Origin of the sequence: Bradyrhizobium sp. B097, assembly GCF_038957035.1 — a bacterium.
In the GTDB taxonomy this organism is placed as follows: Bacteria; Pseudomonadota; Alphaproteobacteria; order Rhizobiales; family Xanthobacteraceae; genus Bradyrhizobium.
The window spans coordinates 1,886,299-1,913,157 of record NZ_CP152412.1; the positions used below are offsets into that span (position 1 = coordinate 1,886,299).

The 26,859-nt window shown below is 63.4% G+C and carries 28 protein-coding genes and 1 tRNA gene; 18 read left to right on the plus strand and 11 right to left on the minus strand.

Annotated elements, in window-relative coordinates; genetic code table 11:
• The first annotated feature begins 10 nt into the window (after positions 1 to 10).
• Positions 11 to 547 carry a hypothetical protein gene (locus tag AAFG07_RS08675; protein WP_342726896.1) on the plus strand — a complete coding sequence of 179 codons (537 nt, stop codon included), beginning with the start codon at positions 11 to 13 and terminating at the stop codon, positions 545 to 547.
• A gap of 384 nt (positions 548 to 931) precedes the next feature.
• Here AAFG07_RS08675 and AAFG07_RS08680 read toward each other — a convergent pair whose 3' ends face one another.
• Entirely contained in the window at positions 932 to 1,165 is a 234-nt protein-coding gene (locus AAFG07_RS08680; RefSeq protein WP_342726897.1) for a hypothetical protein, read from the minus strand.
• 179 nt (positions 1,166 to 1,344) lie between these two features.
• Between AAFG07_RS08680 and AAFG07_RS08685 the strand changes: the two genes are divergently transcribed.
• Positions 1,345 to 1,485: a hypothetical protein gene (locus AAFG07_RS08685; protein ID WP_171947715.1), complete on the plus strand. Its 141-nt coding sequence runs from the start codon at positions 1,345 to 1,347 to the stop codon at positions 1,483 to 1,485.
• Between the two features lie 66 nt (positions 1,486 to 1,551).
• Here AAFG07_RS08685 and AAFG07_RS08690 read toward each other — a convergent pair whose 3' ends face one another.
• Positions 1,552 to 1,923, minus strand: coding sequence for a DUF4118 domain-containing protein (locus tag AAFG07_RS08690; protein ID WP_342726898.1), 372 nt, complete (start codon positions 1,921 to 1,923; stop codon positions 1,552 to 1,554).
• A gap of 180 nt (positions 1,924 to 2,103) precedes the next feature.
• Here AAFG07_RS08690 and AAFG07_RS08695 point away from each other — a divergent pair, with 180 nt between their 5' ends.
• From AAFG07_RS08695 to AAFG07_RS08705, 3 genes are all read left to right on the plus strand, one after another.
• The gene (locus tag AAFG07_RS08695) at positions 2,104 to 2,454 is read left to right on the plus strand and encodes a hypothetical protein (RefSeq protein WP_342726899.1); all 351 of its coding nucleotides are present in this window, start codon (positions 2,104 to 2,106) and stop codon (positions 2,452 to 2,454) included.
• A gap of 67 nt (positions 2,455 to 2,521) precedes the next feature.
• Positions 2,522 to 2,592: transfer RNA gene (locus AAFG07_RS08700), tRNA-Glu, on the plus strand.
• A gap of 857 nt (positions 2,593 to 3,449) precedes the next feature.
• Positions 3,450 to 3,665, plus strand: coding sequence for a hypothetical protein (locus AAFG07_RS08705; RefSeq protein ID WP_342729092.1), 216 nt, complete (start codon positions 3,450 to 3,452; stop codon positions 3,663 to 3,665).
• A 43-nt stretch (positions 3,666 to 3,708) separates the two neighbouring features.
• Here AAFG07_RS08705 and tenA read toward each other — a convergent pair whose 3' ends face one another.
• Positions 3,709 to 4,383, minus strand: coding sequence for a thiaminase II (gene tenA / locus AAFG07_RS08710; RefSeq protein ID WP_342726900.1), 675 nt, complete (start codon positions 4,381 to 4,383; stop codon positions 3,709 to 3,711).
• 77 nt (positions 4,384 to 4,460) lie between these two features.
• Between tenA and AAFG07_RS08715 the strand changes: the two genes are divergently transcribed.
• The 10 genes from AAFG07_RS08715 to AAFG07_RS08760 all read left to right on the plus strand — a co-directional run bounded on the left by AAFG07_RS08715 (position 4,461) and on the right by AAFG07_RS08760 (position 14,410).
• On the plus strand, positions 4,461 to 4,766 hold the full coding sequence (locus AAFG07_RS08715) for a hypothetical protein (protein WP_342726901.1): 306 nt from the start codon (positions 4,461 to 4,463) through the stop codon (positions 4,764 to 4,766).
• A gap of 521 nt (positions 4,767 to 5,287) precedes the next feature.
• Positions 5,288 to 6,502, plus strand: coding sequence for an MHYT domain-containing protein (locus AAFG07_RS08720; protein ID WP_342726903.1), 1,215 nt, complete (start codon positions 5,288 to 5,290; stop codon positions 6,500 to 6,502).
• A 172-nt stretch (positions 6,503 to 6,674) separates the two neighbouring features.
• Positions 6,675 to 7,538: a xanthine dehydrogenase family protein subunit M gene (locus AAFG07_RS08725; RefSeq protein ID WP_342726904.1), complete on the plus strand. Its 864-nt coding sequence runs from the start codon at positions 6,675 to 6,677 to the stop codon at positions 7,536 to 7,538.
• An 11-nt stretch (positions 7,539 to 7,549) separates the two neighbouring features.
• Positions 7,550 to 8,050, plus strand: coding sequence for a (2Fe-2S)-binding protein (locus AAFG07_RS08730; protein ID WP_342726905.1), 501 nt, complete (start codon positions 7,550 to 7,552; stop codon positions 8,048 to 8,050).
• The gene (locus tag AAFG07_RS08735) at positions 8,047 to 10,473 is read left to right on the plus strand and encodes an aerobic carbon-monoxide dehydrogenase large subunit (protein ID WP_342726906.1); all 2,427 of its coding nucleotides are present in this window, start codon (positions 8,047 to 8,049) and stop codon (positions 10,471 to 10,473) included. Before AAFG07_RS08730 ends, AAFG07_RS08735 begins: the two co-directional genes overlap by 4 nt.
• A complete protein-coding gene (locus AAFG07_RS08740) occupies positions 10,470 to 11,342 on the plus strand; it encodes a MoxR family ATPase (protein WP_342726907.1) in 873 nt (290 codons plus the stop codon). The genes AAFG07_RS08735 and AAFG07_RS08740 overlap by 4 nt, the downstream gene beginning before the upstream one ends.
• Positions 11,339 to 12,550 carry a VWA domain-containing protein gene (locus AAFG07_RS08745; RefSeq protein ID WP_342726909.1) on the plus strand — a complete coding sequence of 404 codons (1,212 nt, stop codon included), beginning with the start codon at positions 11,339 to 11,341 and terminating at the stop codon, positions 12,548 to 12,550. Before AAFG07_RS08740 ends, AAFG07_RS08745 begins: the two co-directional genes overlap by 4 nt.
• A 1-nt stretch (position 12,551) precedes the next feature.
• Positions 12,552 to 13,388: an XdhC/CoxI family protein gene (locus tag AAFG07_RS08750; RefSeq protein WP_342726910.1), complete on the plus strand. Its 837-nt coding sequence runs from the start codon at positions 12,552 to 12,554 to the stop codon at positions 13,386 to 13,388.
• A gap of 8 nt (positions 13,389 to 13,396) precedes the next feature.
• Positions 13,397 to 13,909: a carbon monoxide dehydrogenase subunit G gene (locus AAFG07_RS08755; protein WP_342726911.1), complete on the plus strand. Its 513-nt coding sequence runs from the start codon at positions 13,397 to 13,399 to the stop codon at positions 13,907 to 13,909.
• Positions 13,910 to 14,011: 102 nt separating this feature from the next.
• Positions 14,012 to 14,410 (plus strand): hypothetical protein, encoded by a 399-nt coding sequence (locus AAFG07_RS08760; RefSeq protein WP_298367039.1) that lies wholly within the window; start codon positions 14,012 to 14,014, stop codon positions 14,408 to 14,410.
• Positions 14,411 to 14,687: 277 nt separating this feature from the next.
• On the opposite strand, the gene AAFG07_RS08765 is transcribed toward AAFG07_RS08760, so the two are convergent.
• Genes AAFG07_RS08765 through AAFG07_RS08785 form a run of 5 tightly spaced genes read right to left on the minus strand, consistent with a single transcriptional unit; the run spans position 14,688 to position 18,287 of the window.
• Positions 14,688 to 15,425 (minus strand): amino acid ABC transporter ATP-binding protein, encoded by a 738-nt coding sequence (locus tag AAFG07_RS08765; protein WP_342729093.1) that lies wholly within the window; start codon positions 15,423 to 15,425, stop codon positions 14,688 to 14,690.
• Positions 15,409 to 16,062, minus strand: coding sequence for an amino acid ABC transporter permease (locus AAFG07_RS08770; protein ID WP_342726912.1), 654 nt, complete (start codon positions 16,060 to 16,062; stop codon positions 15,409 to 15,411). The genes AAFG07_RS08765 and AAFG07_RS08770 overlap by 17 nt, the downstream gene beginning before the upstream one ends.
• Positions 16,063 to 16,066: 4 nt before the next feature.
• Positions 16,067 to 16,684 carry an amino acid ABC transporter permease gene (locus AAFG07_RS08775; RefSeq protein WP_224924800.1) on the minus strand — a complete coding sequence of 206 codons (618 nt, stop codon included), beginning with the start codon at positions 16,682 to 16,684 and terminating at the stop codon, positions 16,067 to 16,069.
• Positions 16,685 to 16,734: 50 nt separating this feature from the next.
• The gene (locus AAFG07_RS08780; protein ID WP_342726913.1) at positions 16,735 to 17,529 is read right to left on the minus strand and encodes a transporter substrate-binding domain-containing protein; all 795 of its coding nucleotides are present in this window, start codon (positions 17,527 to 17,529) and stop codon (positions 16,735 to 16,737) included.
• Complete coding sequence (locus tag AAFG07_RS08785; RefSeq protein ID WP_342726914.1) at positions 17,529 to 18,287, minus strand: GntR family transcriptional regulator; 759 nt, start codon at positions 18,285 to 18,287, stop codon at positions 17,529 to 17,531. The genes AAFG07_RS08780 and AAFG07_RS08785 overlap by 1 nt, the downstream gene beginning before the upstream one ends.
• A 113-nt stretch (positions 18,288 to 18,400) precedes the next feature.
• Between AAFG07_RS08785 and AAFG07_RS08790 the strand changes: the two genes are divergently transcribed.
• A complete protein-coding gene (locus AAFG07_RS08790) occupies positions 18,401 to 19,816 on the plus strand; it encodes an amidase (RefSeq protein WP_342726915.1) in 1,416 nt (471 codons plus the stop codon).
• On the plus strand, positions 19,813 to 20,556 hold the full coding sequence (locus tag AAFG07_RS08795; RefSeq protein WP_342726916.1) for a fumarylacetoacetate hydrolase family protein: 744 nt from the start codon (positions 19,813 to 19,815) through the stop codon (positions 20,554 to 20,556). The genes AAFG07_RS08790 and AAFG07_RS08795 overlap by 4 nt, the downstream gene beginning before the upstream one ends.
• A gap of 176 nt (positions 20,557 to 20,732) precedes the next feature.
• Here AAFG07_RS08795 and AAFG07_RS08800 read toward each other — a convergent pair whose 3' ends face one another.
• Positions 20,733 to 21,857, minus strand: a complete 1,125-nt coding sequence (locus AAFG07_RS08800) for an alkene reductase (RefSeq protein WP_342726917.1) — start codon at positions 21,855 to 21,857, stop codon at positions 20,733 to 20,735.
• A gap of 587 nt (positions 21,858 to 22,444) precedes the next feature.
• On the opposite strand from AAFG07_RS08800, the gene AAFG07_RS08805 reads away from it, so the two are divergent.
• Positions 22,445 to 23,386 (plus strand): ring-cleaving dioxygenase, encoded by a 942-nt coding sequence (locus AAFG07_RS08805; RefSeq protein WP_342726918.1) that lies wholly within the window; start codon positions 22,445 to 22,447, stop codon positions 23,384 to 23,386.
• Here the strand turns inward: AAFG07_RS08805 and AAFG07_RS08810 are convergent.
• Both AAFG07_RS08810 and AAFG07_RS08815 read right to left on the minus strand, forming a co-directional pair.
• The gene (locus AAFG07_RS08810; RefSeq protein ID WP_342726919.1) at positions 23,383 to 26,244 is read right to left on the minus strand and encodes a winged helix-turn-helix domain-containing protein; all 2,862 of its coding nucleotides are present in this window, start codon (positions 26,242 to 26,244) and stop codon (positions 23,383 to 23,385) included. The two genes, AAFG07_RS08805 and AAFG07_RS08810, sit on opposite strands and share 4 nt — an antisense overlap.
• Positions 26,245 to 26,311: 67 nt before the next feature.
• Complete coding sequence (locus tag AAFG07_RS08815) at positions 26,312 to 26,767, minus strand: hypothetical protein (RefSeq protein WP_342726920.1); 456 nt, start codon at positions 26,765 to 26,767, stop codon at positions 26,312 to 26,314.
• Between the last annotated feature and the right edge of the window lie 92 nt (positions 26,768 to 26,859).

Below are 26,859 nucleotides of genomic sequence, written 5' to 3' on the forward strand. Positions count from 1 at the left end.
GGAGGCGTCAATGCAGACCGAGCTGAACAAGGTGATCGCCGCCGTGCGGGAGTTTTATGCGCAGGAGACCTTCCTGCTGGAGCGCGATCTCGGCGAGCGAACGCTTACTCACCGGCTAGCGGTCTATGTCGAGCGGCAGTTTCCCGGCTGGCAGGTCGATTGCAACTATGATCGGCTCGGCGAGCGCACGCTGCGGCTGCCACGCGGCTCGGGGAGCTCGACCGATGACCATCTCGGCAAGTCGATCTATCCCGATATCGTCGTGCATCAGCGCGACATCCCGAACAATCTGCTGGCCATCGAGCTGCGCAAGGACAGCAACCACCAGCCGCTCGAGCACGATCAGCGCAAGCTGCAGGCGCTGACCGATCCGAATGTCTGGTTTGCTTATGCAACGGGCGTTCTGGTGATCGTCGGACAGGGTGGCGTGAGCCTTTCCGAAATCTATGCCGGCGGCGCCATCGACAGCGCCACGTCGCGCTGGTTTGCGGCGCGCCTACGCGAGAGCGGGCTCGCGGGTAGCCGCGACGACGGTGCTCAGCATTAAGTCTATCGCGATGAATCTTGCCCTGCATCGCAGTGATAGCCCGTTTGGATCATGCGTTGCCGCTGCACGCGCGTCAGAACAGAAGGTGCGGGAGGTGGAGCAATTCCTGGAGCTGGTGGTCAATTTTCAGTACGATCCGATGGCGGTGCGGATTATCGGCTCTGCGCCTCTTTCGCTCCCTCTCCCGCACCTCAATTTGCTGGTCAACTCTCACCGGTCCAGCGCTCACGTCCACAAGCCTCGCGATCGCAAGCGATCTGCGCATATGACTTGCGACGTACCAGGCGGAGGCAACATCCGCACCCGAGACAGCAAAAAGGCCGCCTGCGGGCGGCCTTTTCCGTGATGGCCAGGTTCGCGATCGGCTACCGCGATTGTTTCTGTTTATTGCTTGGCCGCATCATCGCCGGTCGCGGCTGCGCCGGCCTTGGCGCCCCCCTTGGCGCTCGATTTCTTGGCGGTCTTCGCTTTCTTCTTCGGCGCCATTTTGGTCGCCTCGCCCTTGGTCGCCGTGTCGCCGCTTTGCGCTGCGGGGGCCGGGCTGGCGGCCTTGTCCTGCGCGAGCGCGGTGGACGAGACGAAGGCAAGCGCCGTGGCGGCGAGGATCAGTGTTCGCATCGGATGGTTCTCCCAAGTTGGTTTCCGGCGCCCCTCAACGGGACAGAATGTCGCAGGTTCCGCGACGCCGATCAGCAGTCCGTGAGCTGTGCGTGAACGGCGCAGTCGCCCCGAAAGGGCCGGAACCGGGAACCGCGAGCCGCGTTATGTCGCTGGGCAGAGTTCCGAGGAGAGACGCCATGCGCTGGCGGTCAATGACGGAAACCACCAATACGGTGCTCGACACCGCCCCCGAGGACACCTTCTACACGGTGGGCTGGACCATCAGCGGGCTGGCGACACTGGCCACCATCGTCGCGGTCTGGATGTTCGGGATCTGAGCGGGCGATCCATGCAGGCAACCGGCTTGCTGGCGCCGGCGGGCGGTCGCGGCCTGCGCCGGCCGGCTATTTCCGCAAAATGGCCAGCGCTTCCCGGTAGAGCTGCGAGAAACCGAGCAAGAGCGCGCTCGACAGCAGGAACGTCGCGATGCTGTCACAGTCGTCGGCCGTCGGCCAGGCGAACTCGAAATAGGGGGGCATGAATACCCACCACACGATCGGTACCGTGATGATGGTGGCGAAGGCGCCGGCCGGCGCGCCGCCCATCAGGCCTACGATCAGGATCGCCGGCACGAAGGCCGCGAAATAGAACTGCATGCCGAAGCTTGCGAACATCTCCTGGGTCGCGGTGGCGAGCACCACGGCCAGCAGGGCGACGACGAACGTCGACAATGACCAAGGCCGCAGCTTCAGAATGTAGTCGTTGCCCTTGCGCATCGAGACGTCCCGGCCTCCGCGAGTTGCGGGAAGGTAGCCGAGGAGGCCTGCAAACAAAACCCCGTAGGACTCCGAGGGTCAGCGTTGTGCTCGGCGCAGTGACAAGGAACCGGCCCGGTCAAGCCGCTGCCGCATTGTCGCGCTTATTGCATTGCGACAGGGTGATGGTGGGACGACACAATGCTGGGATTGCTGATTGTCGTGCTCGTGACCGGGATCGGGTTCGTATCCGGATACGGCGCGCGCGAGCTGATCTCGCGCCGCAGACGGCGGTCTCCTCTCGGCGTTGACGCGCCGGAGGTTCGCGCCGCGCGGCATTGGGCACGGAGACGGCACGATGATGACGCCGACGCGCTCCTCGCCGCGAACGACGACATCTCCGCCGGTAACCTGCGACAGCCGCCCGGCACGCAGCAGGCCGGTCCCGCGACTCCACCCGACGAACTCGACGGCGCGGTTCGCGACCTGCTCGGCGAACTCGGCCGGCGCACCGCCAAGCCGTCATCGGCCCCGCACCGCCGCCGGCACTGAGCCGGCATGGCCGCGGCATCGCAGCCACTGCCGACGGTTCTGATTGTCCCAAAGTCGCTCGGCTCGAGGGCGGTAGCTGTCGCAGCCATCGCCCCTCTCAAGGCTGAAACAGGGGTTCGATTCCCCTAGGGAGCGCCAGCAAACTCAGGCACTTAGATAGCCATCGGCCGCGTTCGTTGAATAATGGTTGAATAAGACGCTGGTGAACAGCGGCGAACGCTTGGGGAATTTGCTGCCGACATTTGCAGAGTGGCCTCGGCGCGATGCCTCACTGTGGCTGGCGCATTCGCTAAAAATTTCCTCGTCGCCCTTTGTGTCCGGGAATATTCAAACCGCCGCCGACGTGCGCTGTCGTACGCGAGCGTCCTCGGATGCTCGCATTGACGTTGCTCGTCGCACAATCAACCCTTCTGTCGAGCTTTGTGCGAATAGGAGGGCCACGTGAAAATACAATCGACGAGAGAAAACTGGCGGACAACAGTCACAAGTCAGTCTATCCGCTCCGAAAACCGCAGAACCGAGCACGATGCCATTCGCCCAGCGGCTCACCTGCACGATTGACGATGCATGCGAAGTGACCGGCTTGGGACGCACGAAACTTTACGAGTTGATAGGAGCTGGGCGTATCGTCACGACAACGATCGGACGTCGGCGACTAGTAGTGGTGCGCTCACTTCTGGCGCTCCTTGACACTAACATGTCGAACTAGTGGACGTGCGACTTAAGGGGGCAACACCACTTTGAACGCGCAATTCTTCAGGCACTCATTTTGATGACACGACCGTGCTCCCACCACCGCATCATCAGCACGGCGCTCTTGCCAGAATCCGGCGGCATGGGTAGCGGCACTATTCTTGATGGTGTCTCTGTGCGCACTCTCAACTACGCCTATCGGCCGCAACTGCTGAGAGAGGCACACGCATCGGACCAGCATATAGAGCCAACTGATGGAGAGTTGCGCCTCAATGCGGCTGTGCTAGTACGCCCACTCTCGAATCGAGGAGCTAAAAGTGGCGAAGAAGGCAAAGAAGACGGCTACGAAGAAGAAGCCTGTGCGTCGCGAATACACAAAGGCTGACGTGAAGGAGCTGCGCGCTCATTCGAAAGCGAAGACTCCGGTTGCAAGAATTGCGAAGCTCACAAAGCGCTCCGAAGGCTCACTCCGCCAAAAGGCGCTCAAGCTTGGAATCCGGCTCGGTCACCAGCGCTAGAAGGCGGCATCATGACGCTCTTAAATAGAGTGTTGCCGAACGGCTATTCGAGACGCTGACCCGCGCGCCAGCCCATCTCCCAGAAATCTGCCTCGAGTCGGGTGGCTTCCTTGAAGATCGCAATCAGCTCTGCCTCGCGGGCCGGCGTGGCGTAGAAATCGGCGAGATGCTCCAAGTGCGCTCGTGCTTTCGCCGCGACCTCCTGGTATGGCGCGCCGGCGTACTCGGCGATCCAAACGCGATAGGGGTTCGTCGCAGCGTCCGCATCGGGTCGCGAGGCGAGCCGCGTGGCGATCTCGGCGTACCCGATCACGCAGGGGGCAAGAGCCACCTTGAGTGCCAGCAGGTCGCCGCGCATTCCAGCGTCGAGCACGTAGCGTGTGTAGGCCAGCGTCTCGACCGCCGGAGGGGTTTGTTCAAGATCGTTCGGAGATAGACCCCAACCGGCGCAGAGCTTCACATGAAGGTTCATCTCAACATCAAGGATGGCCGAGAGGCCGGCCGCTGCTTCACGCATGTCGACAAGCTTGGGCGACTTGTAGACCGAGAGCGCGTAGGCACGCGCAAACTCGATGAGGAACAGGTAGTCCTGCGCGAGGTAGTGACGAAACGCCGCTTCTGTGAGCGAGCCGTCTGCCAATCCATTCGTGAAGGGATGCTCGGTGTAGGCCCGCCACTCAGCGGATGCTTCTGTCTTTAGACGCTCGAAGAAACTCACGATCTATTTCGCCTGGCTTGCTTTCCCATGAACCTCTTTTGCCCGCTACCCATAGCGAGCGAATCGGGACGCTGACCTTGACAGGCCGCGGCGATCAGCCGGCGGCGACGGTGCACGGAATTCGCCTGCCGTCGGTCGCCGGGACTGACTTGCGTTCTCACGTTATCACCAACAGAACGCAATGCCCTAAGTCCAAATTTCGATTGCAGACGAGCCGCAGCGGTTTCGCATCAGAAGCAACCCGCGCGGCGAATGTGGTCGAATTCTACGAAAGCGCAAGAAAATCAACGGCGGCGGCCATTATCCGGCCGCTCGTAACGGCCTGTTTGCTGGTTCGAGTCCTGCCGCACATTATCGGAAAATCGCTCGCGCCAGATTTTTGACTAGTCTCCCTCACTCTACGGCTCTGAAGGCGCCATTACTTCGTACGCTTGAATGCCGCGTGATAGCTCGCCTAGGTGGGCTTCTTTTCTGCTCAGCCGTCCAGGGTGTTCTTCTAGTCAACCGCCAACTGCGGCTGCCCAGCTGCAGTTATAGTGAGTGCTCAACAACTTCATTGCGACAACAGCGACGAGGACGCAGGCGATCTGCAACAACGTTCTGGTCGAGAATCGTCAGGCTCATAACGTGAAGGTCATAGGTTCAAATCCTATCGGCGCAACCACCGACTTTCCGTGGTCCTAGATCGTGCCCAATTCGCCATACAGTGTCGCGTGCATTTCGCCGCCTTGGGGCCAGGGCAGAGAACGACCCGCTCGATCAGGTTTTGAAGAGCTTTTGTCGCTTCCGATCTTCCGGCCGGTTCAGCGCGCCACGATCGATTGATTGTAATTTCCGCCGCCGCGCCTGTAAACTCGGCGGTGGGAGGAGGCCTGCCCGTGAGGACGGGGAGGCCGAGACGATCATGTTCGAAGGACACGATCCCTATCTTGTCGCGCTCTCGGTGGTGATCGCGATCCTGGGAGGATACACCGGCTTCGGCTTGGCTGCGCGCATCCGCGGCACGCCGGATGCGAGCCATCGCGTGTTGCTCGCGGGCGCAGCATTTTTCCTCGCCGTCGGCATCTGGACCATGCATTTCGTCGGCATGCTGGCGGCGCCATTGCCGGCGGGCACCGTCTATCTGGTGCTTCCGACCATCGTCTCATTCCTGATCTGCGCGCTGGTGGTCGGCATCTCGTTATTCTTTGTCAGCATCGGCGAGCCGTCGATGCTACGAGTGGCATCGTCGGCGGTCCTGCTCGGGCTCGGCATCGTCAGCATGCATTATGTCGGCATGCACGGGCTGTCGGGTGATTTTGCCATGGCGCATGACGGCGCCATGGTGGTGCTGTCGGTCGCAATCGCGATCGTCACGGCCTATGGCGGCCTGCGCGCCTTCCTGGCGCGGCAAGGCGGCGTGCAACTGGCGTTGAGCGCGGTCGCCTTCGGGGTCGCCGTGTCGGGCATGCACTATACCGCGATGGCCGGCATGCATCTGGTCGCGCCGTCGGAGGGATCTCATCATCACATCGAGGGACTGGCCGCATCGTCGCAAATGCTGTCGCTGGTGGTGGCGCTGCTCTGCTTCGTGATCGCGGCCGGTTTTCTGCTGTCGCTGGTGCCCGACCCGCGTAAGAAGGCCGGGCCGACGGCCGATATGGTCGCCGCCGTTGCGGACCCGGACCGCCTCGCGGCCAATGTGCCGTCGGCGGACGCGAGCGGCGCGCCCACCAGCCCGCGGCTGCGGCCGACTCCGCTCGGCGGCATCGGCCAGCCGCCCCGTGTCGCACCCGCGCCCCGGCTGCCGGTCGAAGGCGCCGACGGCACCCACTTCATCGATACCGCCGATATCAGGAGCGTGCGGGCCGACGCCCATTACACCAAGGTCCATGACGGCACCCGGGAGCGGATGTGTCCGTGGTCGATCTCGGAGGCCGAAGCCCAGCTCGACCCCGGCCTGTTCGTCCGGGTGCACCGCAGCCATATCGTCGCGATCCCCCACGTCACCTTCGTCCGCAAGGAAGGCGACGGCGCGATCATCGAACTCGACGGCCCGTCGCCGCACCGCGTGCCGGTCAGCCGCGCCAAGATCGCCGAGGTGAAGGCGCGATTGGGCCTCGCCCGGCGACACGCCTAGCTTCAGCCATGTATTAGGTCCCCAACGCTGACGCATTTCGTGCGCGGAATTCCGCGACTCGTGCGCATTTCCCGACTTTGTGCCCCCGCGATTGCGCACGAAAACAACCGGGAACAGCCTCCCTCCCAACGTCCGCGCCTCCCAAGCGCCAAAGAACGAACGGAGGAGACCCATGATACCTGGCCCATTCAGCTATCACCGGCCGGCGACGGTCGCCGACGCGGTCAAACTGCTCTCGACGCTTGGCGATGAGGCCCGTCCGCTCGCCGGCGGCCACAGCCTGGTTCCGATGATGAAGCTTCGGCTGGCGACGCCGGAGCATCTCGTCGACCTGCATAACGTCGCCGGGCTGAAAGGCATCCGCCGCGACGGCAACAACGTCGTGATCGGGGCCATGACCACCCAGCACGAGTTGCTGGCTTCCGATGAGATCACCAAATCCATCCCGATCCTGCACGAAACGGCGCTCCTCATTGCTGATCCGCAGGTGCGCTACCGCGGCACCGTCGGTGGCAACGTCGCCAACGGTGATCCCGGCAACGACATGCCGGCGCTGATGATGACGCTGGGGGCCACCTATCATCTCGACGGTCCGGACGGCGCGCGCGAGGTTGCGGCAACCGATTACTATCAGGGAGCCTATTTCACCGCGATCGAACCCGGTGAACTTCTGACCTCAATCTCGATTCCGGTCCCCGCGGCCGGCCATGGCTATGCCTATGAGAAGCTGAAGCGGAAGGTCGGCGACTACGCCACCGCTGCGGCTGCGGTGGTGCTGACCATGTCCGGCGGTAAGGTCGCGACCTGTGCGATCGGGCTCACCAATCTGTCGGAAACCCCGTTGCTGGCCGATGCGGCCGCCAAGGCGGTGATCGGCACCAGCCTCGATGCGGCCACCCTGAAGAAGGCCGCTGCAGCCGCGCAAGCGATCATGGCCCCCGCCGCCGATGCGCGCGGCCCGGTCGAATACCGCAAGCATGTCGGCGGAATCATGGTCACGCGCGCGTTGCAGCGCGCCGCAGCCAAAGCCAGCTAGGGGAGGGACAGATGGCAAAAACGCACGTCACCATGAAGGTGAACGGCGCCGAGGTCGAAGGCCTCGTCGAGCCGCGCACGTTGCTCGTGCATTTCATCCGCGAGAATTTGCAGATGACCGGTACCCATATCGGCTGCGAGACCACGCATTGCGGCGCCTGCACCGTCGATATCGACGGCATGTCCGTGAAATCCTGCACCATGTTCGCGGTGCAGGCCAGCGGCTCTGACATCACGACCATCGAGGGGATAGCCAATGCCGACGGCTCGCTCTCCGCGCTGCAGGAAGGTTTCCGCATGATGCACGGCTTGCAATGCGGCTTCTGCACGCCGGGCATGATCATGCGCGCGCAGCGGCTTCTCAAGGAGAACCCATCACCGAGCGAAGACGAAATCCGGATGGGCATTTCCGGCAACATCTGCCGCTGCACGGGCTACCAGAACATCGTCAAAGCCATTCAATACGCCGCCGCCAAGATCAACGGCGTGGAATTCCGGGAGGCCGCAGAATGAACGACATGACTCCCACGCGGGAACAACGCACCGCCGCGCTCGAAGGTATGGGCTGCAAGCGTAAGCGGGTCGAGGACATCCGCTTCACCCAGGGCAAGGGCAATTACGTCGACGACGTGAAGCTGCCGGGTATGCTGCATGGCGATTTCGTCCGCTCGCCGCATGCCCATGCGCGCGTCAAATCGATCGACGACACGGAGGCGCTGAAGGTCCCGGGCGTGCTCGCGGTCATCACCGCGGAGACGCTGAAGACCGTCAACCTCGCCTGGATGCCCACGCTCGCCGGCGACGTGCAGATGGTGCTCGCCGACGGCAAGGTGTTGTTTCAGAATCAGGAAGTTGCCTTCGTGGTTGCGACCGACCGCTACGCTGCCGACGACGGCATCAACAAGGTCAAGGTCGAGTACGAGGCGCTGCCGCCGCTGATCGATCCGTTCAAGGCGATGGACAAGGATGCGCCGGTCTTGCGCGAGGATCTCGCCGGCAAGATCGCGGGTGCGCACGGCCCGCGCAAGCATCACAACCACATCTTCGAATGGACCGTCGGCGACAAGGATTTGACGGACGCCGCCTTCAAGAAGGCCGAGGTGACGATCAAGGAAATGATCTCCTATCACCGCACCCATCCGTCGCCGCTCGAGACCTGCCAGTGCGTCTGCTCCTTCGACAAGATCAAGGGCGAGCTGACGATCTGGGGCACCTTCCAGGCGCCGCACGTGATCCGCACCGTGGTGGCGCTGATCGCGAAACTGCCCGAGCAGAAGATCCATGTGATATCGCCTGACATCGGCGGCGGTTTCGGCAACAAGGTTGGCGCCTATCCCGGTTATATCTGTGCGGCTGTCGCCTCCATCGTCACCGGCAAGCCAGTGAAATGGGTCGAGGACCGTATCGAGAATTTGACCGCGACCTCGTTCGCCCGCGACTATCACATGACCACGGAAATTGCCGCGACGAAGGAGGGCAAGGTTACGGCGTTGCGCGTCCACGTGCTCGCCGATCACGGCGCGTTCGATGCCTGCGCCGACCCGTCGAAATGGCCGGCGGGCTTCTTCAACATTGTCACTGGCTCCTATGACTTCCCGACCGCGCATCTTTCGGTCGACGGCATCTACACCAATAAGGCGCCCGGCGGTGTCGCTTATCGGTGCTCGTTCCGCGTCACCGAGGCGGCCTATTGCATCGAGCGGGCGATGGACATCCTGGCGCAGAAGCTCGGCATGGATCCGGCGGAGCTGCGGCTGAAGAACTTCATCAGGCCGGAGCAGTTCCCCTATCACTCGGCGCTGGGCTGGGAATACGATTCCGGCAACTACGCCACCGCGATGAAGAAGGCGATGGAGACGGTAAGATACGCCGAGCTCCGCAAGGAGCAGGAGACGATGCGTGCCGCGTTCAAGCGCGGCGAGACCCGCGAGATCATGGGCATCGGCGTCTCCTTCTTCACCGAGATCGTCGGCGCCGGCCCGTCGAAGAACTGCGACATCTTGGGGATCGCCATGTTCGATTCCTGCGAGATCCGCATGCATCCGACCGGTGCGGGCATCGCGCGGATGGGCACCAAGAGCCAGGGCCAGGGTCACGAGACAACCTGGGCGCAGATCATCGCTACCGAGATCGGGATCCCCGCCGACAACATCATGGTCGAGGAGGGCAACACCGACACCGCGCCCTACGGGCTCGGCACCTACGGCTCGCGCTCAACGCCGGTCGCGGGCGCCGCAATTGCGATGGCTGCGCGCAAGATCAAGGCCAAGGCGCAGATGATCGCCGCCTACAAGCTCGAGGTCCACGAAGACGATCTCGAGTGGGACATCGACGGCTTCCGCGTCAAGGGTCTGCCGGAGAAGGTCATGTCGATGAAGGACATCTGCTGGGCCGCGTACAATTCCGTGCCGCCCGGCATGGAGCCCGGGCTGGAGGCGGTAAGCTATTACGATCCGCCCAACATGACCTATCCGTTCGGAGCCTATATCTGCGTCATGACCATCGATGTCGACACCGGCGTCTACAAGGTCAAGCGCTTCTATGCGCTCGACGATTGCGGCACACGGATCAACCCGATGATCATCGAGGGCCAGGTGCATGGTGGCCTCACCGAGGCCTTCGCGATCGCGATGGGGCAGGAGATCCGCTACGACGCCGAGGGCAACGTGGTCACCGGCTCGTTCATGGACTTCTTCATGCCGACCGCGGTCGAGACGCCGCATTGGGAGACCGACTTCACCGTCACCCCGTCGCCGCACCATCCGATCGGTGCCAAGGGCGTCGGCGAAAGCCCGAATGTCGGCGGCGTGCCGGCATTCTCCAACGCTGTCAACGACGCGTTCTCGTTCCTCGGCTCGACTCACATCCAGATGCCGCATGATTTTTGGCGAAACTGGCAGGCGGCGAAGAACCTCGGCGTGTTCGCTTCACCATGAAGACCCGCGACCACATCACGCAAGCACTCGGCAACGCCGGCTATATCGCCGACGGCGAGCTTGCGACCGCGATCTCGCTGATGCAGCTGTTGCGGCGCCCGCTTTTGCTGGAAGGCGAGGCGGGCGTCGGCAAGACCGAAGTGGCGAAGGCGCTAGCCGCCGTGCATGCGACCGAACTGATCCGCCTGCAATGCTACGAGGGGCTCGACCAATCGGCGGCGCTCTACGAGTGGAACTACCAGCGCCAATTGCTGTCGATCCAGGCCCATCGTGGCGCCGATGCCGATGCGGTCGAGGACCGGATCTTCTCGGAGAAGTATCTCTTGGAGCGGCCGCTGCTCGCGGCGATCCGCCGTGACAGGCCGCCAGTGCTGCTGATCGACGAGATAGACCGCGCCGACGACGAGTTCGAGGCGTTCCTGCTGGAGCTGTTGTCGGACTTCCAGGTCTCGATCCCCGAACTCGGCACGATCAAGGCGACCGCGATCCCGCATGTCGTGCTGACGTCGAATGGCACGCGCGAACTTTCCGACGCGCTGCGCCGGCGCTGCCTCTACCACTATGTCGACTACCCCGACGTCGAGCGCGAGGCGCGCATCATCATGGCGCGTATTGACGGCGCCGGCGCCTCGCTGGCGCTGCAGATTGCGCGCATGGTCGAGGGCGTCCGCAAGGAGGAACTCCGCAAGGTGCCGGGCGTCGCGGAGACGCTGGATTGGGCGACGGCGCTGGTCGGGCTTGACGTGAAAGACTTGCACGATGCGCCCGAGACCGTGCACGAAACCCTGATGTGCCTGCTCAAGACGCAGGAGGACAAGGCGCGGGTGACGCGCGAGGTTAGCGAACGTTTGTTGGGGAAGGTTGCATGAGCTGCTGCGGCGCATCTCCCGATTTCGACGATATCAACGAGGTGTCCCGTCTCGTCTCGACTAGGCTTGCGACGTTCTTGCGGACCTTGCGCGACGGCGGCTTCGCCGTCGGTCTCGCCGAGGGTCAGGATGCCGCCGCGCTGATAGCCGCCGGCTATGCGGCGCGGCCGGGCCTGCTCCGCTCGGCCTTCAAGCATCTCTTTTCGGCACGCAAATCCGATTGGGAGAAGTTTGACGGCATCTTTGATGCGTTCTGGCTCGGCAAGCGGGTGCGGTCGAGCTCGGTCGTCACGGGTGTTGCGAAGGCGGCGAACAATCCTTCGCTGAAGCGCCTGCCGAACCAGCCGGCTGAGCCTCGCGCGGGCGCTGAGACGGCGATGGATGAGGTGCCGTCGGTAGATGGGACCGAGAATGAGCTTTCGGGCGAGGGACGCGCGGAAGGCGCCTCGCGCACGGAAAATCTCGCCGAGGTCGATTTCCGCAACATGGCCGATTCCGAGCAGGTCGCGCAAGCCCACCTCGCGGCTGCGCAACTGGCGCGCGCGATGCGGACGCGGCTGACGCGGCGCGATCTGGCGCGGCGGCGTGGCGCCCGGCTCGATCTGCGCCGCACCATTCACGGCAATATTAGTCATGGCGGCGTGCCGATCAGCCTCGTAAAGCGGCAGCGCAAGCCGAAGCCGCTGCGATTGGTGGTTCTGCTCGATGCCTCCGGTTCAATGAGCATGTACACGGGTGTCTTTCTGCGCTTCATCCACGGTGTACTCGATGAGTTCCGCGAAGCCGAGGCATTCCTGTTCCATACGCGCCTTGCCCACGTCTCCGACGCGATGAAGGAAAGGGATGCCGGCCGCGCGCTTGACCGCCTCTCGATCATGGCGCAGGGCACAGGCGGCGGCACCCGGATCGGCGAGAGCCTGCAAACCTTCAATCGCTGGCATGCGGCGCGCGTGATCCATTCGCGCACCTGCGTGATGATCGTGTCCGATGGCTACGAGACCGGCGAGGCCGCGCTGCTCGGCCGCGAGATGGCTGCGCTCGGCCGCCGCTGCCGCCGCATCGTCTGGCTCAATCCGATGATGGGATGGCAGGGCTACGCGCCCGAGGCGCGCGGCATCAAGGCGGCGCTGCCGTATATTGATCTGTACGCGCCGGCCAACACGCTTGCGAGCCTGACCGCGCTCGAACCTTATCTTGCGAGGCTTTGAGATGGGCGTGCATGTCGAGGTGATGGACCTGGTCGCGCAGATGAAGGCGGCCGAGCAGGCCTTCGTGCTGGCGACGGTGGTGCGCACGGTATCGGTGACGGCGGCCAAGGCCGGTGCGAAGGCGATCATCCGGCCTGATGGTACCATTGCCGCGGGCTGGATCGGCGGCGGCTGCGCCAAGGGCGCGGTGCTGAAGGCCGCGCGCGACGCGCTGGCCGACGGCGAGCCGCGGATGGTCTCGGTGCAGCCGGAAAACCTGCTCTCCGAGCTTGGGGTCAGGCCCGGCGAGAGCAAGGACGGAGTGCGGTTCGCCAGCAACATGTGCCCAAGCAAGGGCACGATGGATATTTTCGTGGAGCCCGTCTTGCCGCACCCGTCGCTGGTCATCCTTGGTGCGAGCCCGGTCGCGCTGTCGCTGGCCGCGCAGGCGCGCCAGCTCGGCTACCACGTGACCCTCGCCGCACCGGCGGCAGACATCGTTGCTGCGCCCGATGCTCACGTCATCGTCGACGGCTTCGCGCCGCGTTTTCTCACTGACGCCCGCCGCTTCGTCGTGGTGTCGACGCAGGGCAAGGGCGACCAGCTTGCGCTCAAGCATGCGTTGACGATCGATGCGGCCTATTACGCCTTTGTCGGCAGCCGTCGCAAGATGGCTGCGCTGCGCGACAAGCTGATCGCCGCAGGCCTTGAGGCTGCCGCGATCGATCGCGTCAAGGCGCCGGCAGGCCTCGATCTCGGCGCCATCACCCCGGAAGAGATTGCGATGTCGATCCTCGCCGAAATCACCGTCGAGCGCCGCCGCGGCCGGCGCGCCGCCAACCCCGTTGCAAGGAGCTGAGTTCCGATATGCAGATGAATGACAGCCAGCGTATTCCGGCATCACAAGAGAAGGTCTGGGGCGCGCTCAATGATCCCGATATCCTGAAGCAGTGCATTCCCGGGTGTCAGTCGCTCGACATGTCCTCCCCCACTGAAATGACCGCGACTGTCGTGTTCAAAGTTGGGCCGGTGAAGGCGACCTTCAGCGGCAAGGTCACGCTGTCCGATCTCGATCCTCCCAACAGCTACCGGATTTCAGGCGAAGGCTCCGGCGGGGTCGCCGGCTTCGCCAAGGGCGGAGCCGCGGTACGGCTCGAGCCGGAGAGCCCCGAAGTCACGGTGCTCCATTATGAGGTCGACGCCCAGATCGGCGGCAAGCTCGCCCAGCTCGGCGCACGGCTGATTGATTCTACCGCCAGGAAGCTCGCGGGAGAATTCTTTGCATCATTTGCAACCGTGGTCGGAGGGCCCGCAGAACCGGCCGAGCAAGCCGGTACGGCCGCGACGGGTTGGCTAAAGAGACTGACTGGCGCGACCTGAGCCGCCTCCGCAGTGAGGAGGCGTTACCGCAACTACTGATCGCAATGGCGCGGGTGGCTATCCGCGATGAGAAGATGCTCATCTTGCTGAGGAGAACCGCCCATGCACATAGGCGAGCTTCTTGTCATTCGTAAGCGGCCGACGCCAATCATGCCTGCAGTTCTTTCCGTGCGCTCTGCCGTCGCACGCCTCGTGGAGTTGGACCACAAGGCAGCAATGGTCATCCGGGCGGACGGCACCTTCTCTGGCGTAGTCTGCGAGGCGAGCCTCATCGCAGCGATTTCCCAGCATCGTCGGACAGCGTTCGATCAGGCAATCGGCGAGGTGGCGTTAGATCGACACGTAGCTTACTGTTCGGTTCACGACACGTTGAACAACGCTCTCAGGCGTCTCAGCGAGCAGGGACGAAGCTTTCTCGTCGTGACACGTCGCATGCGCCCGATCGACCTCGTCTTCCGAGACGAGCTTACCGAGTGGTGGGAGCGACGATGCGGGGCTTAGGACGAGAGCAAAAGCCCGCGCAGCCACCGAAGATCGGGAGTAGCGGCGCGAGACGCGGTCTGGTGTGGCGCATCGGGCAAGTCAGCAAGAAACTTGGTCCCTGGCAACCTCCGGACCGCTCTGCTTGCAAAAGGCGCGTCCCTCATGATGGTGTAGCGGGAGAGCAGTGCCCCCACGCGCGCGCCTCGAATAGCGCGCCGTTGGGGCGGGCCTTGCGGCGGTCATCGGCGATTTGCAGGCAGGATGGGTTGCAACACGCTAACGCAACCGACGACCATCAATTGTGGAGCGATGATAGGAATTGTCGAAGCTCGGGTGTCCTGGGATTGGCAAAGAGCTCGTCGGGTGGTCCCATCTCATGAACCTTGCCCTGATGCATGAAGATCATGCGATCGGCGACCTTGCGCGCAAAGCCGATCTCATGGGTAACCATCATCAGCGTCATGCCATCCTTGGCGAGGCGTTCGACGACGCGTAGAACTTCGCCGACGAGCTCCGGATCGAGCGCGCTGGTGATCTCGTCGCACAACAGCAGGGCCGGTTCCATCGCAAGCGCGCGTGCAATAGCGACGCGCTGCTGTTGGCCGCCCGACAGGCGGTCGGGCATGGCGTCGTATTTCTCCTCCAGACCGACGCGCGAGAGCAGCGCGCGCGCCTGTTCTTCGCCTTGCTCAGTGGTGCGCTTCTTGACGAGCTTCGGCGCCAGCATGATGTTGCGTCCGACAGTCAAATGGGGAAACAAGTTAAAGCTCTGAAAGATCATCCCCACCTGTTGGCGCAGCTCACGCATCGCAGCCGCGCTGTCGTGATCGATCTGCTTGTTGTTGACCAGGATCGCGCCGCTGTCGAAGCGCTCCAGCCCGTTGATGCAGCGCAGGAGTGTCGATTTACCCGAACCGCTCTTGCCGATGATCGCGATCACCTCTCCCTGGTTTACGTTCAGGTCGACCCCTCTAAGGACCTGTGTCTCCCCAAAGGATTTGTAAAGCGCGGCGATCTCAACGATGGGCGGCATGGAGCGTCCTTTCGAGAGCGCGGGCCGTAAGGCTGATGGGATAGCACAGGGCAAAATAGATCAGCGCGACCAGGGCATAGACTGTGAAGGGCCTGAAGGTTGCATTGGTGATCATGCCTCCGGCCTTGGTCAGTTCGACGAAGCCGATCACGGAGGCGAGTGCCGTGCCCTTGATGACCTGGACCAGGAATCCGACGGTTGGAGGCACCGCGATGGTGAGCGCCTGAGGAAGGATGACGTGACGCAACTGCTCCCAGAAATTGAGGGCCAGGCTCCGGGCGGCCTCCCATTGGCCGCGCGGAACGGAGGCGACGCAGCCGAACCAGATCTCGCTCAGAAAGGCACTGGTATAGGCGGTCAGCGCCAGCGCCGCGGCGGTCCAGGGCGAGGTCTGGATGCCGAGCAGCGCCAGGCCGAAATAGGCCAGGAAGAGCTGGATCAGAAGCGGAGTGCCCTGGAAAAGCTGAACATAGAGGCTGACGAGGCGGCGCGCACTGCGCGAAGGTGTCAGGCGGGCAATCAAAAGAGCGAACCCCACGCAACCTCCGCCGATGAAGGCAATCAGCGACAGGCCCACCGTCCAGCGCGCGGCGAGCAGCAGGTTGCGCAAAATATCCCACAGCGTGAATTCGACCATGCCCTCAATCTCCGAACAGGAAGCGTGGGCCAAGCCAATTGAGCAATCGCCTCAGGGCTATCGACAGGGCAAGATAGATCAGAGCTGCGACGATGAAGGCCTCAAACGCCCGGAAGTTGCGGCTCTGGATCAAATTGGCGGCAAAGCTCAGCTCCTCGGTGGAGATTTGACCGCACACGGATGAGCCGAGCATGACGATGATGATCTGGCTGACGAGTGCGGGCCAAACCTTGCGCAGCGCCGGCGGCAGCACGACGTGAAAGAAGGTTTGCATGCGCGACAGCGCAAGGCTCAGTGCGGCCTCGACCTGGCCGCGCGGCGTCGCCTCGATGCCGGCGCGGATGATCTCGGTGGCATAAGCGCCTAGATTGACCACCATCGCGAGGATCGACGCGGCTTCCGGCGACAGCCGGAAGCCCATGGCTGGCAGGCCGAAGAAGATGAAGAAGAGCTGCACGATGAACGGCGTATTGCGGAACAGTTCGACATAAGCACCCGTCACGGCCTTCATCCAGACCGGCCCGTGAATGCGCGCCCAGGCGCATCCAACGCCCAGCGCAATCCCCGCAGTTGCGGAAATCGCGGTCAATCCAAGCGTCCATGCAACGCCCTTGGCGAGCATGCGCCAGTCGACAAGGATGGCCCCAAAATCGAGATCGACCACGGCCGGGCTTACTCCGGAAGGTCGCCGGTGGACCTGCCGAGCCATTTCCGCGAGAGGGCCTCAAGGGTGCCGTCGGCCTTGGCCGCGAGGATGATCTCGTTGAGCTTGGTGCGCAACGCGTCCTCGCCCTTGCCGATGCCTATGAAGTTCGGGCTGTCCTTGAGAAGGAATTTGTATTCGGCGCCGAGCTGCGGGTTCTTGGTGATCATCGCCGCGGCGACCTGCGCGCTGGTGGCGACGGCTTGAGTCTGGCCGGCGACGAAGGCGGAAATCGTGGCGTTGTTGTCTTCGAACCGGCGGACCTCGGCGGTCGGAGGCGCGACCTTTGTCAGTTCGGCATCATCCACCGAACCGCGCGTCACTGCGATTGATTTCCCAGCCAGCGCTTCGGGTCCCTTCAGCTCCGTTGCCTTGGGGGCGAACACGCCGATGAAGAACGGCGAGTAGGCGACGGTGAAGTCGATGACCTTCTCGCGATCGGGATTCTTGCCGAGCGTCGAGATGACGAAATCGGCCTTCCTGGTCTGAAGATAGGGGATACGGTTGGCGGTCGTGACCGGGATCAGTTCCGGCGTCGCCCCAAGTTTTCCGGCGATCAGGCGCGCCATGTCGATATCGAGACCCTGCGGCTGCATGTCGGAGCCCACGAAACCGTAGGGCGGGAAGTCCGTTGGAATAGCAATCCTGACCGCCTTGCTGCGAACGATGCCGTCGAGCGCTGTCTGTCCGAAGACCTCCGGGGCGGCGAATACCGAGAGAATGGCGGCGAAGCCGATCGACAAACTGCATCTAAAAAACCGCATCACGATTTCTCCTTACTGAATCGAAGAGGCCCGGCGACCCGCTTAATGGGCCGTCTCCTGCTTCGTCTTGTATGCAAGTCTTGTTCCATGTGGTCGATCGGCGACAGGGCCTGCCGCAACGTCGCCAGCGGATCGCTGCCGGGGGTGAGGCGAAGCTTTTCCTTCCAGGTGCGGAGATGGACGCCCATGCGCCTTTCGGCAAGCGACATGTCCCGCGCCTCCAGGGCTGCAACGATTCCGACATGCTCGTCGAAAGATCGAGTGGCTTCGCTTTGCGTCTGGTGGTGTGTGGCGGTCAGCGCCGTGCGAACGGTGAGATCGCGCAGAGTCTGGGCAAGAAGTTCGTTTCCGAGGCAGCGGGCAAGACAAACATGGAAATCGCCCAGAATGAAGCTCCTTAGTCCGATGTCAGAGCCCTTTATCGCCTTCGATTGACGCCGCAAGTGATCCCGCAAAAGCCTGAGTTCCGCCTCGCCGAGCGGACCGGCACCACGCAACAGTCCGGTCTCGATCACGAGTCGGGCCTCGAACGCTTCCCCTGCCTGTTTCTCCGTCGGCTCCAGCAGGTACCACCCGCGGCGGGCGCTGACCGAAACGAGGCCTCGTGTTTCGAGCCGCACCAGCGCTTCGCGCACGATGGTGCGGCTACAGCCGAACAACTCGGCCAGTTGCTGCTCGCCGAGACGGCTGCCTGGCTCCAGTTTCTTCGCCAGGATGGCGTCCAACAAGCGGTCGCTGATCTGCAGGGCGGAAGTCATCACTTGCCTCGAACGAAGGCTCATTCTTGCATGGATGCGTCATCGTTGTATACAAGATTGGCGCGTGATACATGCTTGCGCCCTGAACCGGCTCCTGGAACGGCAGTCCCCGCATGACCCATTTCTGGCATCTCGATGCCGCGCAATTGATCCAGGGGTATGCGCAGCGCGCATTCACGCCGGTCGACGTCATTGAAGACTGTCTGGATCGCGCACGGAATTTCGACTCTTCGCTCAACGCCTTCTTGCACTTCAGCGAGGCCGACGCGCTGGGGGCGGCAGAGGCAAGCGGCCGGCGCTGGGCGGAGGCGAGGCCGCTTGGCCCGCTCGACGGGGTCCCGGTCTCGGTGAAGGACAATCTGCATGCCGCTGGCATGCCGACCACATGGGGCAGCGCGCTGATGCGCGGCTTCGTCGCGGCGCAGGACGAGGAGCCGGTGTCCAGGATACGGGCGGCGGGCGCGGTGCTTTTCGCAAAGACCAGTTTGCCGGAGTTCGCGATGCAGGGCTTTACCGCAAATGCCCTGAAAGGCACGACCTTCAATCCCCTCGATCTGTCGCTGACACCAGGCGGTTCCTCGGGCGGCGCGGCAGCCGCCGTTGCTGCCTTCTGCGGACCGCTGGCGCTGGCGACCGACGGCGGCGGTTCAATACGGCGGCCGGCCTCCCATTGCGGCCTTGTCGGCTTCAAGCCGTCAGCCGGGCTCGTGAAGCGGCGCGGTGGCTTACCGGAGATATTTCTTGACCACGAGGTGGTGGGCGGGATTGGGCGAAGTGTTGCGGACGTTGCCAACTTCACGGAGATACTGGCCGGGCAACCGCTCGCCGCCGCTTCGAAAAAGGCCAGAATCCTGTATGTGCCGCGCTTTTCGGGCGCGCCCGTCGATCCTGGCATCGCCGATGCGGTCGAGCGTGCGGCCCAATGCTTCGAAGCGATGGGACACCTCGTCGAGTGTCCACCGTCATTCGACCTCTCCGACGAGATCAACAGCTTGTGGCCGCAGCTTTCCGCGATCGGTCTGGCATGGCTGTTTGAAGATGGCGCACACTGGCCTGAACTCGGCCTCCGCCGCGGGGCGCGACCGGACCAGACGATGTGCGGCGAGGCGGCCCGCGCTACTCTGCAAGAGGGCCGCTCGGCGCGAGCTACCGCACTGTTCAATCTTGCCAGTGCGATTCAGCAGCTCAAGCGGCGCTTGGATGAGCTCTTCGATTCCCATGACGCGATCCTCACGCCCGCCACCGCGGCTTTGCCCTGGCCCGCCGACCGTCCCTACCCTGAGACGATCGCCGGACAGGCGGCCGGGCCGCGGGGACACGCCGTCTTCACCGCGATCGCCAATGCCGCTGGCCTGCCGGCGCTCGCGATACCTTGCGGACGGGTATCGGCGCTACCGACGGGCTTCCAGTTGCTTGGCCCGAAGGGGGCCGACGCCGCTGTGCTCGCATTGGGTCGGGAATATGAGCGGAACTTTCCTTATGTCCGCCTGTCGCCGGAGCCCAGCCTCACCGTGGGGAGGACGCCGTGAGTCATGCGGGTGAAGCGGCGGACCGGTTGGTCACGGCCCGAAACAGCGGGCGGCCGGTCTCGTGGCGTGACATTCTCCCTTTGGATCGCGCCGGCGCCTACGCGATCCAGGATGCCACGCTTTCCCGGATCGGCCCGTCCGGCGGCTGGAAGGTAGGGGCGTCGGGCCCCGAGGCCGAGCCCATCTGCGCGCCGCTGCCTGCATCGGGTCTGCTCACCTCCGGCGCGCGACTTGGTCCGGAATTCCGCCTGCGCGGTGTTGAAGTGGAAGTCGCGCTCCGGGTCGGGCGAACTCTCACGGCTGAAGATGCCGCGTTGCCCGACCGCGAACTGGCACGCGCCTTCGACGCCGCGTATCCCGCCATCGAAGTGGTCGAGACGCGTCTTGAGAATTGGAAGAATAGCGCTGCCTTGGCCCAGCTTGCGGATTTGCAGAGCCACGGCGCGTTACTGCTCGGACCAGCCTCGACAGTTAGCCTTCCCTCCGTCGATTTGAGGGGCGTCGAGGCGCATCTCTCCGTCGGGGACGAGATCAGCCGGCAAACGACGGGAGGCAATCCGGCAGGCGACATCTGGCGTCTGCTGCGCTGGCTCATTCGCCATTGTGCGGACCGAGGCGTGCCTCTTTCACCGGGCCACATCGTCACAACCGGCTCGTGCACCGGCATGGTCTTCGCAAAAGAACGCACCAGCGCCCGTGCGCGCTTGGCGGGTCTCGGCGAGGTTGTAGTCGACTTCTGAGAAACGATGCTTCCTTGGTCTGTATTACCCGGATCAGTCAACTTTGGGCAGCCAACGGCTTCACCAAAATTGCGCGCGAGGAGATCTTCCAGCTCACAACACTCGTATCGCCTACCGGCGTTGATTATGTTAGCGCCTGGACTTACCCAATTTCCTCCTGCCGCCACCTGTCAGCACTATTCTCCTCGAGCGATTTCCTCGTCAATGGACGCCAGGCTCGGATAGTCGAGATACCCTTCATCCGACCCGCCATAGATCCCGATCGGCTGTGGCGAGTTGTAGGGACCGCCAGCTCGTATTCGCGCCGGGAGGTCCGGGTTGGCGAGAAAGAGGCGGCCGAACGCGACTGCGTCAGCCTCGCCGGAATTGACGATGTCGGCGGCCCGCTCGGGCGTGATGCCGGCATTGACGATGAGAGGCCCACGATAGTGCTCGCGAAATATCGCCAGCATTCGCTCGTAGTCCGGCGCTCCGGTCCACGCGTTGGTGTCCGCAAGGTGCAGATAGGCGAGCCCCGCGGTCTGGAGCCAGAGCGCGAGCCCGCCATAGGTGTCCTTCGGCTTCGGATCCCGCGTGCTGTTGTAATCGGCAAAAGGCGACAGTCGCAGTCCGATCCGCGATCGCGGCATGACGTCGGAGATCGCCGCAACAATTTCGAGAAGCAATCTGGAGCGCGCTTCGATGCTTCCGCCATACTGATCGGTTCGCAGATTGATCGTCGGTGACAGAAACTGGTGAACCAGATAGCCGTTGGCGCCGTGAATCTCCACACCGTCAAACCCGGCGCGAACGGCGTTGGCCGCCGCCCGTCGAAATTCGTCCACGACGGCCTCAATCTCCGCAGTGGTCATCGCACGCGACGACGTGGCCGCGACGCGCACATAGGCGCCGTTGGCAAGCAGCGCCCATACCTGCAGCTGTTCCAGATCGTCATTCACGCCCGACGGTGACAGCGGTTGCTTGTTGGACAGCAGACCGCGCGCGCTGGCGCGGCCGGCATGCCAGAGCTGCGCGATAATCCGGCCTCCTTGCTTGTGGATCCGCTCGACGACCGCTTTCCAGCCCTCGGTCTGCGCATCGGTCCACAGGCCGGGTGTTCGATCAAAGGCGTTGGACATCGGTCCTACATTGATGCCCTCACTGACAATCAGGCCGGCGCCGGCGCGCGCCGCGTAATACTCGCCGGCGGAACCATTGATGACACCATGTTCGTCGGCGCGCGAACGCGTCATCGGTGCCATGACGATCCTGTTCGGGAGACTGAGGTCGCCGAGCGCTGCGGGACGAAAGAGACCTGCCATGTTGTTCACCTTCGGTTGGGCTGTTCGCAAGATTGGCGCCGGCAGCTAGCGCCGCAGGACCTCGTGTAATTCGCGGGGATCCATTGCTCCGCAAAATACGCATTGATCTTGTGCGCGACGATCGTACCGTGTCCGGCGTCGTCCATTGTGATCGGATCCCTGACCGGTGTGGGCGGCGAGCGATGCCGAGGCGACAGCGCTCAATTTGACGTGCATGTCCCGGCCGGCGCGCGTGCACATGAGCTCGCTGGGCGGGCTCGATCTTGTTCCGATGTTGATCCAAAACAAATCCCGCTGATTGCACATCCTGGCGCGCAGTTGTACGATTGCGTCCAGGTTGAACGTGAGGATGCTGCCGGTTGTGGCTCCCAAGTCCGTCTGGCCCGCCACGTGATCGGGCGAAAATCCAAGACATTTCGACCGGTATCGGCCTCAATGAGCGATCAGACAGCTGCACCTGCCGATGGCGGGAGCGGGGACGAGGAATTGCGTTCGTGTGCGATTTGGATCGCCATATCGAGGATTGCGTATCGGCTATGACGGGTTCTTTTTACTACTGTTCAGCAAGGCAACGGTGAGCGCATATCGTGGCCGAACCAGACAGATCGTGCTCGCCATCTCGTGGACTACATCACGTCACGACAATCATTGATGACGTGCAGCGCGCGGCTGGTTTTTATGCCGGCGTTCTCGGTCTGAAACGGGTCAAGAAAACGGTCTGCTACGACGACCCGGGCAGTTACCATCTCTACTATGGCGACGACGCTGGCAGCCCGGGAACGGTGCTGAGCACCCTGGCATGGCGATGCGTCGCGAAGGGATTGGTTGGGGTCGGCGAAGTCGTGCAGACCGCCCTTCGTGTGCCGGCCGGATCGCTCGAATGGTGGTCGGAGCGGCTCAAGGCCGCGAACGTCGCGTGCCGGTTCGATCATTCGCCATTTGGCGAGCCGCTGCTTTGCTTCGCCGATCCGGACGGAACGACGCTTGCTCTGGCGGAAGCGGCGCAGGATCGTCGCGAAGCCGGGCGCAGCGATGCCTTTCGAGCGGTCATGGGGTTGAACGAGGTAACCCTGAACGTCCGCGCGGAGGACGCCACGATCGATATCCTCCAGGACGTGCTGGGTTTCAGGCGCGTTTCGCAGGCCGATGATTCGATCCGGTTCATCGCACATGACGGTCCTGGAGGCACGCTGACGCTGCGGATGGTGGGCGCGTCGTCGCGGGGCCGCCTTGGTGGCGGCACGATCAGGCATGTCGCTTTCCGCGCGGCCAATACTGAAGATCAATCCGAGATGATCCGGAAGCTTCAGAGACGGCACGACATCGCCGTGACCGAACCGATTGAGAGAACATACCTGACTGCGATCGGCTTCCGGGCGCCATGCGGCGTGCTTTTCGAGATCGCAACCGATGGGCCCGGTTTCGCGGTCGACGAGCCGCGCGATCAGCTCGGGGAGGGTCTTAGATTGCCGAGCTTTCTCGAGGAGCGTCGTCTGGAGCTGCAAAACATCCTGCCCCCGCTGAGCTAGCCGGGCTTGCGATTGTGCAACTCGTCGAGCATCGCCCTTGCGCGCCGGAAAGGGACGGTTTCGAAGCCCTCTGCGAATTTTCCGAGCGTCCGTTCCAGGACCGCTGAAGCCTCTTCATTTCGGCGCTGTTGACGCAGGAAACTTGACAGGCTCTCGGCCGATCTAAGCTCCCATCCGAGGGCGCCTTGCCGTTCCGAAACCTCGAGCGCCTCGCGCAAATGGTCTTCGGCCGGCTCCGAGTCGGGTCCCTGCAATGCAGCCAGGACATCGCCGTGGATTCTCAGCGAATCCGGCAGCAACCAGAGCGCCTCCGTAGCTTTGGTTCGCTCCAGGCATTCCGCGGACGCCAGCAGCGCTTCTTCCGGCCGGTCGTCCGCCGCCAGCACCTCGGCGAGGCGGCCGAGAAATGGGATCGATACGTTTTCGTATTGTGCGCCGCTCAGCTTCGAGAGCGCCTCTCGCAACAATCTCTCGGCGGGTTCGATCTGACCGCGCAGGAACAGCAGCCTGCCTTCGAAACCGATCGACGAAAACACGTAGCTTTGGATGTCGTTATCCTGAGCCACCTGCCTGAACCGCTGTATCGCGCAAGCAGCCCTGTCGAGGTCCTCCAGGCTCAGGAACAACGAAACCCCGCACCAGCTGAGTGCCTGGCAGATCGACGTCGGATTGCCGGTCTCCTCCGCTTCGGAATGCGCCGACAGGCAGGCTCGAACAGTTCGATCGAAGCGTCCCAGATTCCAATGGGCCCGTGCCATCACGCATTGCGCATAGACCGAGTGGTTCAGTCCCCATCGGCCGATCTGCGAGACGTCGCTATGAGTTCGGAAGTACTCGTGGGCCTCGCGCGCGAGTTCCAGGGCCGTCGCATACTCGGCGCGGAAGAACAGCGACGCACTCTTCGCGCTTTTCGTCATCGCCAGCGCCGCCGGCTCGTCGGCGTCAGCGACAAGCGTCTCGATCCTCTGCGTCCCTTCCAGCGCGCCCTTGAAGTCGCCGCGCCGATGCAGGAACACGATCAGGCCCAACCGCGCCCTCAGCTCCCATTGCCGGTCGCCCAGGCGTGCCGCAAGCTCGATTGCCCTGTTCAGCGCGTCGCGCGACTGGCCCGTCATGCCCTGGGTGAACATCACGGCGAGGCCGTGAGCCGCCTTCAGGACCATCTCGTTGCGCTCGCTTTCGATCGCCGGATCGAGCGCGTCGATCGCCCTGGTCGTCCAAGCGATACATTCCGTCAGCAGCGAATTCTCCAGCCACACGGGCACGGCGGCGGCCGCGAGCGCAACGCCCGCTTGCGCGTGGGTGTCCGTCGAGAACGCCCAGTCCAGGATTCCGCGCACGTTGTCGAGTTCCTGGACCGCGTCCCTAAGGGTTTGCACCTGTTTCGGGCCGTCGGCGTATCTGCAGAGCATTTCGGTGACGCAGGCCGCAAGTCGGCCGGCGAGTTCGTTCCGCTCCGATTGTTCGACCAGCTTGGCAAGCGCGAACGCCTTGGTGATCTCCAGCAGCCGAAATCGGGCGCGCTCGGAGCCGATGTCGACCGAGACCAGCGATTTGCAGACCAGATCGGCGAGGATCGATGCGGTGTCGGCGCCCTCAGCTGCCGGAATCACGGAGACGGCGGCCTCCAGCGTGAAGCTGCCGGCGAAAATGCCGAGGCAGCGGAGAACGTATCGCTCTCGCTCGCTCAGCAGCTGATAGCTCCAGTCGAGGGCTGCCGCGATCGTACGATGCCGCGCCGGCGTGCCGCGGCGCGCATCAGCGAGCAAGTGCACGCGGTCCTCGATCCGGGCGGCCAGCCCGTTGACGCCGAACGCGTCGACGCGCGCGGCCGCGACCTCGATCGCGAGCGGGTTGCCGTCGAGTTCGCGGCAGATCTGCGCGGCAAAACCGGCATTGGCATCGGTAAGCTCGAAATCGTTGACGATCGCTGCCGCCCGCTCCACGAACAACTGAACTGCCGGATAGCCCAGCACGTCCTTCGGTCCGAAGGACACACCGATTGGAGGCACCTCGAGGGGAGCGAGCCGGAACACCTGTTCGCCATCGACGCGGAGCGGCTCCCTGCTCGTGGTCAGCACCTTGATGCTGCCGGCGCCGCGCAGCAGCTCGCCGATGGCGGCCGACGCCCCGTCGATCAGATGCTCGCAATTGTCGAATACCAGAAGGAGGCTCTTGTAACGCAACGCCGCCGCGATGCCGGATAGTACGTCGCTCGAACGGGCGTCGATCGGAAGGGCGGCCGCGATGACGCTCGAAATCAACGCGGCATCCGTGATCGAGCCGAGGTCGATCAGCCACACGCCGTGTCGAAACTGCGGCAACATCGCTTCCGTCAGCCGAAGCGCGACAGATGTCTTGCCGACGCCCGGCGGTCCGACGATACTCAGCAGGCGACTGTCGGTCAGTTTTTGCTGCATCAAGCGAAGCGCTTCGGCGCGTCCGACCAGCCGGTTCAGTTGCGCCGGCAGGTTGTGAGCCGTCTGCATCGCCGGCTGATCAATGGCGGGGCGCTCCTCTTCGAGCACCTTGATCGGCGCAACGAAGCGATACCCGCGTCCGGGACTGTTGACGATATACTGGTTGGCGTTATCGTCCTCGCCAAGCGCGCGGCGAAGCGCCGCCACCTGGACGGTCAGGTTCGCTTCAACGACGAATGTATCTGGCCAGGCGATCTCGACGAGTTCGCGCTTACTCACCAGTTCGCCCGCGCGCTCGACGAGCGCGATCAGGATCTCGATCGCCTTGCCGCCGAGGCGAATGACGCGGTCGCCCTCGAGCAGGATTCGTTTGGAGGTGGAAAGGCGAAACGGTCCGAATAGAAACGTACGCTCTGGTCTGTCGTTGCGGTCGGGCATCCTTCAGTCAGCCATGGGCCTTCTCAAAGGACCTCACTACGCCACAGCCCGGAGGGTGTCCATCCCCTCAAGGATCCGCGCGAACGAGGACGTCATAGCTGTTTTCGCGCTCGACCTGAAGGGCAATCGCCTGCCGGCGGGCCATGATCGCGGTCACGGTGAGGCGTTCGGCCTCGACCGTGGACAGTGCCGCCAATTCCACCGCGACCGTGGCCATCTGCTCGATCAGATCGGCACGGGCGTGCAGCTGCGCGGTTTGCCGCTTGCTGACCCATCTGGACAGGGTTTCGGGCGCAAGCGTGGCGTCGCGTTCGAGGCCGGAGCGCAATGCCTCGCGAAGCGCTGCGGCGCGTTCGGCGGACTCCTTGACGGCTGCCTGCAGTTCTTGCGTCCGGCTCGCGAAGTCCGCGCCACGAGCAGCGGCGCCCCCCGCGAACAGTCCGTTGATGTTGCCAAGGCTCACTTGCAGGCGAGCCAAATGGAGGCACAAATCCTCACCGAATTGAGCCAAATTGCCGTTCATCAAATCCTCGTCTCATCGATGTACACAACTCTCTCGCGGCGGAAGGCCGCAGCCAAATAAAACCTTGCAAATTCCATGTGGTTGACGGCAAC